Source organism: Corallococcus sp. AS-1-6, from assembly GCF_020037015.1.
Classification (GTDB): Bacteria; Myxococcota; Myxococcia; order Myxococcales; family Myxococcaceae; genus Corallococcus.
Genome location: NZ_JAIQDE010000003.1, coordinates 348,709 through 362,069 on the forward strand (window position 1 = coordinate 348,709; position 13,361 = coordinate 362,069).

Genomic DNA, 13,361 nt, shown 5'->3' on the forward strand with positions numbered 1-13,361 from the left:
TCCTGGGCCGGCTCGCGTACAACTCCGACCTGTACTCCCGCGCCACCGCCGAGCGGCTGGTGCAGCACCTCGTGATGATGCTGGAGGGCATCGCCGCGGACATGGACCAGCGCGTGATGGCGCTGCCGCTCATGACGGAGGACGAGGCGCGGCAGGCGCTGGTGGTGTGGAACGACACCCGCGTGGAGTTCCCGCGCGAGGCGTGCATCCAGTCGTTCATCCAGGCGCATGCCCGCGTCACGCCGGACGCGGTGGCGCTCGTCTACGAGGACACGTCGCTCACGTTCGCGGAGCTGGACGCGAAGGCGAACCAGTTGGCGCACCACCTGCGCACCCTGGGCGTCGCGCCGGAGGTGCGCGTGGCGCTCTGCCTGGACCGCTCGCTGGACCTGGTGGTCGGCATGCTGGGCGTGCTCAAGGCCGGCGGCGCGTTCGTGCCGCTCGACCCGGCGTACCCCATCGACCGGCTCGACTACATGCTGGAGGACAGCGGCGCCACGGTGCTCGTGACGCGCGGCGAGCCCATGCCGGGCCTGCACGCGGAGGACCGCGTGGGGCTGCACCTGGATGACGTCCGCGACGTCCTCCAGGCCCTGCCCACCACGGCGCCGTCCGTGAACATGACCTCCGCCAACCTGGCGTACGTCATCTACACGTCCGGCTCCACGGGCCGTCCCAAGGGCACGCTCCTGCAGCATCAGGGCCTGGTGAACACGGCCCTGCAGGCGGGCCGCGCGCACCGCTACGCGCCGGGCAGCCGCGTCTTGCAGTACGCGGCGTCCAGCTTCGACGCGAGCGTGTGCGAGGTCTTCGGCACGCTCGTCGCCGGGGCCACGCTGGTGCTCGCGCCGCGCGACCGGCTGCTGCCGGACGAGCCGCTGCGCACGCTGCTCCAGCAGCAGCGCATCACCGCCGTCACCCTGACGCCGTCGGTGCTCGCGCAGTTGGGCACGGAGGGGCTGGAGGGCCTGCGCACCGTCATCTCCGCGGGCGAGGCGCTGAGCGTGGAGCTGGCGCGCAAGTGGGGCGAAGGGCGCTTGATGATCAACGCCTACGGCCCCACGGAGGCCACGGTCTGCGCGACGCTGACCGAGAACGGCGCGAACCCGGAGCGGCTCACCATTGGCAAGCCGTGGGCGAACGTGCAGGTGTACGTGCTGGACGCCGCGCTCCGGCCGCAGCCGGCGGGCGTCCCGGGCGAGCTGTACGTGGCGGGCGTGGGACTGGCGCGTGGCTACCAGGGCCGGCCGGACCTGACGGCGGAGCGGTTCATCCCGAACCCGTTCAGCCAGGAGCCGGGCGCGCGGCTGTACCGCACCGGCGACCGCGTGCGGTGGACGTCCTCGGCGGAGCTGGAGTACCTGGGCCGCATCGACTCGCAGGTGAAGGTGCGCGGCTTCCGCATCGAGCTGGGCGAGGTCGAGTCCGTGCTGCTGCACCACGCGGAGGTGCGTGAGGCGGCGGTGGTGGTGCGCGAGGACGCGCCGGGCGACAAGCGCCTGGTGGCCTACGTCGTGCCCCGGCAGGGCACGCTGGACGCGGTGGAGCTGCGCCGCCACCTGAAGACGGAGGTGCCGGAGTACATGGTGCCTTCGGCCTTCGTGGTGCTGGAGGCGCTGCCGCTGACTCCCGCGGGCAAGGTGGACCGCAAGGCCCTGCCCGCGCCGACGGGCGAGGTGTCGCGCTCGCGCGCCTTCGTGGCCGCGCGGACCCCGACGGAGGAGCTGCTCACGGCCCTCTTCGCGCAGTTGCTTGGGGTGGAGCGCGTGGGCGTGGAGGACCACTTCTTCGAGATGGGTGGCCACTCGCTCATGGCCACGCGGCTGGCGTCGCGCATCCGCGAGGCCTTCGACGTGGAGCTGCCGCTGCGGACGCTCTTCGAGGCGCCCACGGCGACGGACCTGGCCCGGCGCGTGGACACGCTCGTGGCGCAGGGCAGGGGCGTGAAGGCGCCGCCGCTCGTGGCGCTGCCGCGCGCGGAGCGGATGCCGCTGTCGTTCGCCCAGCAGCGCCTGTGGTTCCTCAACCAGTTGGAGCCGGACAGCGCCTTCTACAACCTCCCGCTGCCGGTGCGGCTGGAGGGCACGCTGGACGTGTCCGCGCTGGAGCGCGCCTTCACGGAGCTGGTGCGCCGCCACGAATCGCTGCGCACCACGTTCCCCATGCGTGACGGCCAGCCTGCGCAGGTCGTCCACCCGGCGGTGACGGTGTCCCTGCCGGTGGTGGACCTGTCCGCGCGGCCCGAGGCCGAGCGTGAGGCCGAGGCCCAGCGCCGGGCCAACGAAGAGGCGCAGCGCCCGTTCCACCTGGCGAACGGCCCGCTCCTGCGCGTGAAGCTGCTCAAGCTGGAGGCCCAGCGGCACGTGCTGCTCGCGACGATGCACCACATCGTCTCCGACGGCTGGTCCATGGGCGTGCTGGTGCGGGAGATGGCGGCCCTCTACGAGGCCTTCGCCTCCGGCCGCGCGCCGTCCCTGCCGGAGCTGCCGGTGCAGTACGCGGACTACGCGGGCTGGCAGCGCGGCTGGCTGCAGGGTGACGTGCTGGCCCAGCAGATGGCGTACTGGAAGCAGCAGCTCACCGGCGCGCCCGCCGCGCTGGAGCTGCCCACGGACCGCCCGCGTCCGGCGGTGCAGACGTACCGGGGCGCCAGCGTGAACCTGCGCGTGGGCAAGCCGGTGACGGACACGCTGAAGGCCCTGGCCCTCAAGGAAGGCGCCACGCCCTTCATGGTGCTCCTGGCCGCGTGGCAGGTGCTGCTCGCGCGCTACTCCGGTCAGGACGACGTGAGCGTGGGCACGCCCATCGCGGGCCGTGGCCGCACGGAGACCGAAGGCCTCATCGGCTTCTTCGTCAACACGCTGGTGCTGCGCACGAAGCTGGACGGCAACCCGTCCTTCCGCGCGCTGCTGGCCCAGGTGAAGGAGACGACGCTGGGCGCGTACGCGCACCAGGAGGTGCCCTTCGAGAAGCTGGTGGAGGAGCTGGCGCCCACGCGCGACACCAGCCGCACGCCGCTGTTCCAGGTGCTGCTGTCGTTCCAGAACGCGCCGGTGCCGGAGCTGGAGGTCAAGGGCCTCACGCTGCGCGCCGTCCCGCTGGAGCACCGCACCGCCCAGTTCGACCTGAACATGACCCTGTCGGAGGTGGACGGCGAGCTGCGCGGAGCCATGGAGTACAACTCCGACCTGTTCGACGCCGGCACCGCCGAGCGGATGCTGGAGCACCTCCGCGTCCTGCTGGAAGGCGTGGCGTCCCGGCCGGACGTGCCCGTGCAGCGCCTGCCGCTGCTCACCGAGGGTGAGAAGACGCAGCTCCTGACGACGTGGAACGACACGCGGGCCGACTTCCCGCGCGACGCCTGCATCCACCAGCGCTTCGAGGAGCAGGTGGCCCGCACCCCGGACGCCATCGCCGCGACCTTCGAGGGTGAGACGCTCACGTACCGGCAGTTGGACGCGAAGGCGAACCAGTTGGCGCACCACCTGCGCCGGCTGGGCGTGGGGCCGGAGGTGAAGGTCGCCCTGTGCCTGGAGCGCTCGCTGGAGATGGTCATCGCCGTGATGGGCGTGCTCAAGGCCGGCGGCGCCTACGTGCCGCTCGACCCGAAGTACCCGCTGGATCGCCTGTCCTTCATGCTGGAGGACACGCAGGTGCCGGTGGTGCTGACGCAGGACTCGCTGGCGGACGAGCTGCCCGTCACCACCCAGCAGCTCATCAGCCTGGATGGCGACTGGAAGCGGAGCATCTCCCGCGAGCGCGAGGACGCGCCCGTGACGGCGGTGTCCGCCGGCAACCTGGCCTACGTCATCTACACGTCCGGCTCCACGGGCCGGCCCAAGGGCGTGGCCATCGAACACCGCGGCGTGTCCAACTACCTGACGTGGTGCTTGTCCGCGTACGGGCTGGATACGGGCGCGGGCGCGCCGGTGCACTCGTCGCTCGCGTTCGACCTCACGGTCACCAGCATGCTGGCGCCGCTGGTCGCGGGCCGGGGCGTGGTGATGGTGTCGGAGACGCGGGGCGTGGAAGGCCTGGCGGACGTGCTGCGTGAGGGCACGGGCTTCAGCCTGGTGAAGCTGACGCCCAGCCACCTGCGGCTGTTGTCGGACCTCCTGGGCGCGGACGCGGCGGCGGGGCGCACGGGCGCCTTCGTCATCGGCGGCGAGGCGCTCTTCGCGGAGGAGCTGGCGTTCTGGCGCAAGCACGCGCCGGCCACGCGGCTCATCAACGAGTACGGCCCCACGGAGACGGTGGTGGGCTGCTCGGTGCACGTCGTGGCCCCGGAGGACTCGGGCTCCGGCGCGGTGCGCATCGGCAAGCCGCTGCCCAACACGCGGATGTACGTGCTGGATGCGCAGTCGCAGCCCGTGCCGGTGGGTGTGCCGGGTGAGCTGTACATCGGCGGCGTGCAGGTGGGCCGCGGCTACCTGGGCCGCCCGGAGCTCACGGCGGAGAAGTTCGTCCCGGATGCGTTCAGCACGGATGCCGGCGCGCGGCTGTACCGCTCCGGCGACCTGGCCCGTTGGCGCGCCGACGGCACGCTGGAGTACATGGGCCGCGTCGACCACCAGGTGAAGGTGCGCGGCTACCGCATCGAGCTGGGGGAGATCGAATCCGCCCTCATGGGCGCCTACGGCGTCCGCGAGTCCGTGGTCGTCGTCCGCGAGGACGTGGCCGGCGACAAGCGGCTGGTGGCCTACGTCGCGGGTGACGTGGAGGTCCTGGATCGCAAGGGCCTGCGCGAGCACCTGGAGCGCACGCTGCCGGAGTACATGGTGCCGTCCGCCTTCGTGGTGATGGAGGCGCTGCCGGTGACCTCCAACGGCAAGGTGGACCGCAAGGCGCTGCCCGTCCCCAGCGACGAGCGCGCGCAGGACGAGGCGTTCATCGCGCCGCGCACCCCCACGGAGCAGCTCCTCGCCGGAGCGTGGAGCGAGCTGCTCAACGTGGAGCGCGTGGGCTCGACGGACGACTTCTTCGAGCTGGGCGGACACTCGCTGCTGGCCACGCAGGTGCTGTCGCGCGTGCGGAGCATCTTCCGGATCGACCTGCAGTTGCGGGACGTCTTCAACGCGCCCACGGTGCAGAAGCTGTCCGTCCTCATCGACCAGGCGCTCCAGGCCGGTGCGGGCACCCAGGCGCCCGCCATCGTGCCGCTGCCGCGCGAAGGCCGCCTGCCGCTGTCCTTCGCCCAGCAGCGCCTGTGGTTCCTGCACCAGTTGGACGCGTCCAGCCCGGCCTACAACGTGCCCATGGTCCTTCGCCTGAAGGGCTCGCTGGACGTGACGGCGCTGGAGCAGAGCTTCACGGAGCTGGTGCGCCGGCACGAATCGCTGCGCACGTCGTTCCACCTGGACCACGGCCAGGCCACGCAGGTCATCCACCCGGCGGTGTCGCTGCCGCTCCCGGTGGTGGACCTCTCCGACATCCCGGACCCCGAGCGCCATGACGAGGCGCGCCGGCTCGCGGACGAAGAAGCGGTGCACCCGTTCCAGTTGGCCACCGGTCCGCTGCTGCGCGTGAAGCTGCTCAAGCTGGATGAGAAGGAGCACATCCTCCTGCTCGTCATGCACCACATCGTCTCCGACGGTTGGTCCATGGGCGTGCTGGTGCGCGAGATGGCCGCGTCCTACGAGGCCTTCTCCAACGGCGGCACGCCGTCCCTGCCGCAGTTGCCGGTGCAGTACGCGGACTACGCGGGCTGGCAGCGCGGCTGGCTCCAGGGCGAGGTGCTGGAGAAGCAGCTCGGCTACTGGAAGCAGCAGCTCACCGGCGCGCCCTCCGCGCTGGAGCTGCCCACGGACCGTCCGCGTCCGGCGGTGCAGACGTCGCACGGCTCCAGCGTCCCGGTGAAGGTCGGCCGGGAGCTGACGGAGACGCTCAAGGCGCTGGCGCTGAAGGAGGGCACCACGCCCTTCATGGTCCTCCTGGCCGCGTGGCAGACGCTGCTGTCCCGCTACTCCGGACAGGACGACATCAGCGTGGGCACGCCCATCGCGGGCCGCCAGCGCGCGGAGACGGAGGGCCTCATCGGCTTCTTCGTCAACACGCTGGTGCTGCGCACGAAGCTGGACGGCGACCCCACGTTCCGCGAGCTGCTGGGCCGCGTGCGGGAGACGACGCTGGGCGCGTACGCGCACCAGGAGGTGCCGTTCGAGAAGCTGGTGGAGGAGCTGGCGCCCACGCGCGACACCAGCCGCACGCCGCTGTTCCAGGTGTCCATGACGCTGCAGAACGCGCCGGAGGGGTCGTTCCACCTGACGGGCCTCACCCTGGAAGGCGTGGAGGTGGAGCACCGCACCGCGAAGTTCGACCTGTCGCTGGGCCTCACGGAGACGGCGAACGGCATCGAGGGCGGGCTCGAGTTCAACACCGACCTGTTCGACGCGAGCACCGCCGAGCGGCTCGCCCGTCACCTGGGCGTGTTGCTGGAGGGCATCGGGGCGAACCCGGACGCGCGGCTGCACCAGTTGCCGCTGCTCGCGGAGGAGGACCTCGAGCAGGTGGTGGCCGGCTGGAACACCCACGCGCGCTTCCCGGTGGACGCGTGCCTGCACACGCTGTTCGAGCGTCAGGCGGCGCGCACCCCGGACGCCGTCGCGGTCACCTACGCTGAACAGCGCCTCACGTACCGCGAGCTGGACACGCGGGCGAACCAGCTCGCGCACCACCTGCGCACGCTGGGCGTGGGGCCGGAGGTGCTGGTGGGCCTCGCGGTGGAGCGCTCGCTGGAGCTGATGGTGGGCCTCTTGGCCATCCTCAAGGCCGGCGGCGCGTACCTGCCCATGGATCCGGCCTACCCGCGCGAGCGCCTGGAGTTCATGGTGGAGGACGCGCGCGTGCCGGTGGTGCTCACGCAGCAGCACCTGCTGGACGTGGTGCCGTCGGGCGCGGCGAAGCGCCTGTGCCTGGACTCGGAGGCCGCCGCGTGGGCCTCCGCGCCCACCACGACGCCGGACAGCGGCGTGGCGCCGCATCACCTGGCGTACGTCATCTACACGTCCGGCTCCACGGGCCGTCCCAAGGGCGCGCAGATCGAGCACGCCCAGGTGGTGCGCCTCTTCGACGGCACGAAGCACTGGTTCGACTTCGGCGCGAAGGACGTGTGGACGCTGTTCCACTCGTACGCCTTCGACTTCTCCGTCTGGGAGATGTGGGGCGCGCTCCTGTACGGCGGCAAGCTGGTGGTGGTGCCGTACGAGGTCAGCCGCACGCCCGCGGACTTCCACGCGCTGCTCAAGCGCGAGGGCGTCACGGTGCTCAACCAGACGCCGTCCGCGTTCCGTCAGCTCATCCAGCACGAGGAGCGCACGGGCGACCACGAGGGCCTGTCCCTGCGCACGGTCGTGTTCGGCGGCGAGGCGCTGGAGTTCGGCAGCCTGCGTCCGTGGTACGCGCGCCACGCGGACAACGCGCCGGTGCTCGTCAACATGTACGGCATCACGGAGACGACCGTTCACGTGACCTACCGCGCGCTCAAGGCGGCGGACGCGGAGGGCGGGCGCGGCAGCGAGGTGGGCGTCGCGATCCCGGACCTCCAGGTGTACGTGCTGGATGCGCACGGACAGCCGGTGCCTCCGGGCGTCACGGGGGAGATGTACGTGGGCGGCGACGGCCTCAGCCGCGGCTACCTGGGCCGGCCGGAGCTGACCGCGCAGCGCTTCATCCCGGATCCGTTCAGCACCGTTCCGGGCGCGCGGCTCTACCGCTCCGGCGACCTGGCGCGGTGGCGTCCCAACGGCACGCTGGAGTACCTGGGCCGTGCGGACTTCCAGGTGAAGGTGCGCGGCTTCCGCATCGAGCTGGGCGAAATCGAAGCGGGCCTGCTCTCGCACCCGAGCGTGCGCGAGGCCGTGGTGCTGGTGCGCGAGGACGTGCCGGGCGACAAGCGCCTGGTGGCGTACCTGGTGGGCGCGCCGGGCCAGGCCGTGGCCGGACCGCAGGAGCTGCGCGAGCAGTTGAGGCGCACGCTGCCGGAGTACATGGTGCCGTCCGCCTTCGTGACGCTGGACACGCTGCCGCTCACGTCCAACGGCAAGGTGGACCGCCGCGCGCTGCCCGCGCCGGACACCACGCGCGCGGAGGCCTCCACGCTGGTGGTGGCGCGCACGCCGCTGCAACTGCAGTTGGTCCGCGTCTGGGAGGAGACGCTGGGGATGTCGCCCATTGGCATCCGCGACGACTTCTTCGACCTGGGCGGCCACTCCATGCTGGCGGTGCAGCTCATGGGCCGCATCCAGCAGCTCACCGGCAAGAACCTGCCCCTGGCGTCGCTGTTCCAGGCGTCGACGGTGGAGCAGTTGGCCGCGCTGCTGGAGGCGGATTCACGCGCCTGGTCGCCGCTGGTGGCGCTGAAGCCGGAGGGGACGAAGCCTCCGCTCTTCGCCATCCACCCGGCGGGCGGCGGCGTCCTCTGCTACGTGGACCTGGCGCGCGAGCTGGACGCGGATCAGCCGTGCTACGGCCTGCAGGCCCGGGGCACCGAGGGCGAGGAGCCCCTGGGCACCGTGGCGGAGATGGCCGCGCTGTACCTGTCGGCCGTGCGCGAGGTGCAGCCGCACGGGCCCTACCACCTGGCGGGCTGGTCGCTGGGCGGCATCATCGCCTTCGAGATGGCGCGGCAGTTGCGCGCCGTGGGCGAAGAGGTGGCGCTGCTGGCGAGCATCGACGCGTACACCGTGCAGCACATGGTGCCGGACAAGACGCCGGAGCAGGTCCTGGAGGACATGCTCACCTCCGAGCTCACCATGATGCTGGCGGCCACCACCGGCCGCGATCCCATGGAGCTGCGCGAGCGCATCTCGAAGATGACGCAGGCGGAGCGCGTGAACTACTTCTACGAGGTGGGCAGCCAGGGCGACACGCAGATCGCCGACGTGGGCGTGGAGCGCGTGCGCAACCTGTACCGGGTGTTCGAGTCCACCTCGCGCGCCTTCACGCAGTACGACGCGAAGCCGCTCGACGGGAAGCTCGTGCTCCTGCGCGCCAGCCAGCGGCCGGACACGCGTGAGCACACCGGCTGGGAGGAGTTGGTCACCGGCGGCGTGGAGATCGTGGACATGCCGGGCACGCACATGACGATGATGCGCAAGCCGCTGATCACGAACGTGGCGCGGGAGCTCCAGTCCCGCATCGTCACGCACACGACGCCGGTGGACGACCTGAAGAAGAAGCTCGGGTAGCGGCGGGGCAGGGGAGCGGGCGTGGCGCGGGCTTCGGGGTTATCCTCGGGGCCCGTGCTCCTGCCCGTCCTCACCGGTGTGTGGTTGTCGCTGTCCGGCGCGCTCGGCACGGAGCTGCGGCGGGATGGCTACAGCTTCCGGCCTCCGGACACGTTCCGCATGACGCGCTGGGAGCGCTACACCGGCTCGCAGGTGGGCGCGGTGTCGGAGGACGGCGTGCGCACGCGCGGCCTGTCCGCGGCGCTGGCGGATGGGGAGGGCCCGGACGCGGCCACGTTCCTCATCGCCGTGGTGGACGGGGGCTTCTCCGCCAGCCCCTCGGAGCGCGATGCGTTCTCCACCGCCGTGGTCCAGCACTTCCAACGGGAGCTGGGCGTGGCGCTGACGCCGGAGCGGGTGGACCGCGTGGGCGGGCCCGTGCCCCGGGTGGAGGTGCTGGGGACGCTCCGCGAGGCAGGGCAGGTGCGCACGGTGCTGGTGACGGGGCTGGCCTCCGAGGGCCGCCACGCCGTGGTGACGGTCAGCGCGCCCGCCGCCCGCTGGGACGCCCTGGCCCCCGGGGTGCGCGCTTCGCTGGAGACCTTCCGCATGGAGGCCCCGGTGGCGGGCGTCGTCTCCCGGCGGCTCGCGGGGGCGCTGGCGGGCACCCTGGCCGGGGCCCTGCTGGTGTCGTACGCGGCCTGGCGCCGCCGCCGGCAGGGGGAGGAGCCGGCCGGTCCGTAGCGCGGCCTGAGAGCAGGGCCAAGGCGTCCCCCGGAGGGGCTCGCGGTGGGATACGGTGCCGCCGCCCATGTTCTCCCTCCTCCTTGTCGCCGTGCTCGCGCAGGGGCCCTCGGCCCCGCCGGAGCCCTCGGCGTCCCCGGCCCCGCCGGTCCTCCCGGTGCCGGACGCCGGCGTCGCGGACGCGGTGGTGCCGCCCCTGCCGGTGGCGTCGCTGCCTCCCGCCACGCACGAGCTGTTCCGCCGCATCCAGGGCCGCGTCGCGCAGGTGCGCATCATCGAGCGCCGCTCCGGGACGAAGTCCTCCATCGGCTCCGCGTTCTTCGTCAGCGCGAAGGGCCACGCCCTCACGAACTACCACGTCGTCTCCGACCTGGTGCTCCACCCGGAGGACTACACGGCGGAGCTGGACCGCGGCGACGCGACGGTGCCGGTGCGCCTGCTCGCGGTGGACGTGGCCAGCGACCTGGCCGTCATCCAGGTGGACTCGCCCGTCAGCGACTTCTTCAAGCTGGAGGAGCACGAGCCGCCGCAGGGCACGCGACTGTTCGCCATGGGCAACCCGCGCGACCTGGGCACCACCATCGTGGAGGGCACCTACAACGGCCTGGTGCGCGACGCCCTCTACGAGCGCGTGCACTTCACCGGCGCCATCAACCCCGGCATGAGCGGCGGGCCCACCCTCAGCGGCGAGGGCGGCGTCGTGGGCGTCAACGTGGCCACCATGGGCAACCAGGTGGGCTTCCTGGTGCCGGTGGCCCGCGCGCGGGCGCTGCTGGACCGGGCGCTGGAGCAGGGCGCTCCGCCGGACCCGGCCACGCTGATGACGTCCGTGAAGGAGCAGTTGCTGGCCAACCAGCAGCGCATCACCGACCGGCTGATGGCCACGGACCTGCCGAAGCAGTCGCTGGGCGAGTACCGCGTCCCCGGCCGCTGGAGCCCCTTCCTCAAGTGCTGGGGCGACACGCCGCATGATCCGGAGACGCCCTACACGGTCACGAGCTACCAGTGCTCCTCCGAGGAGGACATCTTCCTGTCCTCCAGCCACCGCACGGGCGTGGTGGCCTACCTGCACCAGCACGTGGAGAGCCAGAAGCTGGGCGCCATGCGCTTCTCCGCGCTCTACAGCACGCTCTTCTCCCAGGACCCGGACGCGGTGGCGGCCACGCGCGAGGACGTCACCAACTTCCGCTGCAAGTCGGAGTTCGTGGACGTGAAGGGCCTCACGGTGCGCGCCGCCATCTGCCTGCGCGCCTACCGCCGCTTCCCGGGCCTCTACGACCTGGTGCTGCGCGCGGCCACGCTGAACGCGACCACGCACGGCGTGGACACCAGCCTCACGCTGGGCGGCTTCTCCGCGGAGAACGCGCGCAAGCTGGCGCGCCGCTACCTGGAGGGCCTGTCGTGGACGAAGTGATCTTCCTGGAGGTGCTGGAAGGGGACGCCGTCCAGGCGCGGCACAAGCTGGACCGGTTCCCGGTGACGGTGGGGCGCGGCTACGCCAACGACGTCATCCTGGACGACCCGAAGGTCTCCGCCGAGCACCTGCGCCTGGAGCGGCGCGAGGACGGCGCGGTGGTGCTGCACGACGTGGGCAGCGTCAACGGCACCTTCAGCGTGGAGCCCTGGGCGGCGCTGAAGGAGCGGGTGCTCACCCCGGACACGCGCGTGTCCGTGGGAGACACGGTGCTGCGCTTCCGCCCGCGCTCCTTCGTGGTGGAGGACACCGTCGTCAACGAAGCCTCCGCCGCGCCACGGGAGCGCCTCTTCGAGCGCCCCCGCGCCTTCGCGCTGGCGATGCAGGCGCTGGTGGTCATGTCCTTCATCTCCGAGCGGGTGACCCAGTTCGGGAAGACGGACTGGGGCGACCTGCTGTTGTCCAGCGTGCTGCCGCTGGGACTGGCGCTCTTGTGGGCCGGAGGCTGGTCGCTGGCGAGCCGCATCGCCCGGCGCAGCTTCCACTTCCGCGTGCACGCCACCATTGGCGCGCTGCTGCTCCTGGGCTTCGCGGTGTCGCCGCCCCTGTTCGCGCTGTTGAGCTTCAGCTTCTCGCTGGGCGCGTGGCTGGGCTTCGTGCGCACGCTGGGGGTGCTGGGGCTGGTGGGGTGGGGGCTCTACTGGCACCTGCGCTACGTGACGCGCTGGAGCTCGAAGCGGCTGGTGCGCGGGCTCGTCATCGCGTCGCTGGGCGTGCTGGCGCTGACCAACGTGTCGGAGCTGCTGGGCAACGAGCCCTTCAGCGAGGCGCTGGAGTTCCCCCGCTCGCTCCTGCCGCCGGTGCTGCGCGTGGCCCCGGCGCACTCCATGGACTCGTTCTTCGAGGACGTGCGGCCGCTGGAGAAGAAGGTGGACGCGCTCGTGAAGGAGCGCTGAAGGCGCGTCCACCCCTGGCCGCCGCCTACAGGCCGCGCACCGCGTGCGGCTTGTAGGGGGCCTCCAGCGCCTTCACCTCCTCGGGCGTGAGCTTGAGGCTCACGGCCTTCACCGCGTCCTCCAGGTGCGCGGGCTTCGTCGCGCCGATGATGGGCGCGGTGACGACGGGCTTGGACAACAGCCACGCCAGCGCCACCTGCGCGGGCGGGGCCTTGCGTCCTTCCGCCACCTGCTTCACCGCCTCCACCACGTCCCAGTCCCCGGGCTGGTTGTAGAGCATGGGCGACAGCGTGTCGGAGCCCGCGCGCGTCGTGGCCTCCTTGTCGTCCAGCGACTTGCGTGAGCCGGCCAGCAGCCCCCGCGCGAGCGGCGACCACGGGATGACGCCCACGCCCTCCGCCTCGCAGAGGGGCAGCATCTCCCGCTCCTCCTCGCGGTAGACGAGGTTGTAGTGGTTCTGCATGGACACGAAGCGCGCCCAGCCGTTGCGCTCGGACACGCTGAGCGCGCGCATGAACTGCCACGCGTACGCGGAGCTCGCGCCCAGGTAGCGCACCTTGCCCTGGCGCACGAGCTGATCCAGCGCGGACAGCGTCTCCTCGATGGGCGTGTTCGGGTCCATCCGGTGGATTTGGTAGAGGTCGATGGTGTCCACGCCCAGCCGCTTGAGGCTCGCCTCGCACGCCTGGGTGATGGCCTTGCGCGACAGGCCGCGCTCGTTCTGGCCGCTGCCCATGGGGAAGTAGACCTTCGTGGCCAGCACCACCTCGTCCAGCTTCGCGTACTTGCGCAGCGCGCGGCCCGTCACCTCCTCGCTGACGCCGTCCGAGTACATGTTCGCGGTGTCGAAGAAGGTGACGCCCAGCTCCACCGCGCGGCGGAAGAAGGGCTGCGCCGCCTCTTCGTCCAGCACCCACGGGCGCCACTTCGGGGTGCCGTAGCTCATGCAGCCCAGGCAGATGCGGGAGACCCGCAGGCCCGTGTGTCCCAGGTTCGTGTACTTCATGGGTCCGCTCCTTCGTGTGGGGTGCCAGGGATGTTCGCAAAAGACGACGGGCAGGTCCCCGGTGAAGGGAACCTGCC

The 13,361-nt window shown here is 71.8% G+C and carries 5 protein-coding genes (1 of these 5 running past the window's edge); 4 read left to right on the top strand and 1 reads right to left on the bottom strand.

The window, feature by feature from the left end; translation table 11 throughout:
- The 4 genes from K8612_RS06825 to K8612_RS06840 all read left to right on the top strand — a co-directional run.
- Positions 1–9,185: the end of a non-ribosomal peptide synthase/polyketide synthase gene (locus K8612_RS06825; RefSeq protein ID WP_223761662.1), read on the top strand. Its footprint begins 22,318 nt before the window's first position; 9,185 of the gene's 31,503 nt are visible here — the last part of the coding sequence; the start codon falls outside the window, past its left edge; its stop codon occupies positions 9,183–9,185.
- A gap of 54 nt (positions 9,186–9,239) precedes the next feature.
- Positions 9,240–9,908, top strand: coding sequence for a hypothetical protein (locus tag K8612_RS06830; RefSeq protein ID WP_223761663.1), 669 nt, complete (start codon positions 9,240–9,242; stop codon positions 9,906–9,908).
- A gap of 67 nt (positions 9,909–9,975) precedes the next feature.
- Positions 9,976–11,322 (top strand): serine protease, encoded by a 1,347-nt coding sequence (locus K8612_RS06835; RefSeq protein ID WP_223761664.1) that lies wholly within the window; start codon positions 9,976–9,978, stop codon positions 11,320–11,322.
- Entirely contained in the window at positions 11,310–12,278 is a 969-nt protein-coding gene (locus tag K8612_RS06840; RefSeq protein WP_223761665.1) for an FHA domain-containing protein, read from the top strand. Before K8612_RS06835 ends, K8612_RS06840 begins: the two co-directional genes overlap by 13 nt.
- 25 nt (positions 12,279–12,303) lie before the next feature.
- Here the strand turns inward: K8612_RS06840 and K8612_RS06845 are convergent, their stop codons facing one another.
- Positions 12,304–13,284 carry an aldo/keto reductase gene (locus K8612_RS06845; protein WP_223761666.1) on the bottom strand — a complete coding sequence of 327 codons (981 nt, stop codon included), beginning with the start codon at positions 13,282–13,284 and terminating at the stop codon, positions 12,304–12,306.
- Positions 13,285–13,361: the final 77 nt, after the last annotated feature.

What these genes read in the sequence shown, in the direction of transcription:
- K8612_RS06835 (WP_223761664.1), top strand. Translation starts at nt 9,976, where the DNA reads ATGTTCTCCCTCCTCCTTGTCGCCGTGCTCGCGCAGGGGCCCTCGGCC.
- K8612_RS06845 (WP_223761666.1), bottom strand. Translation starts at nt 13,284, where the DNA reads ATGAAGTACACGAACCTGGGACACACGGGCCTGCGGGTCTCCCGCATC.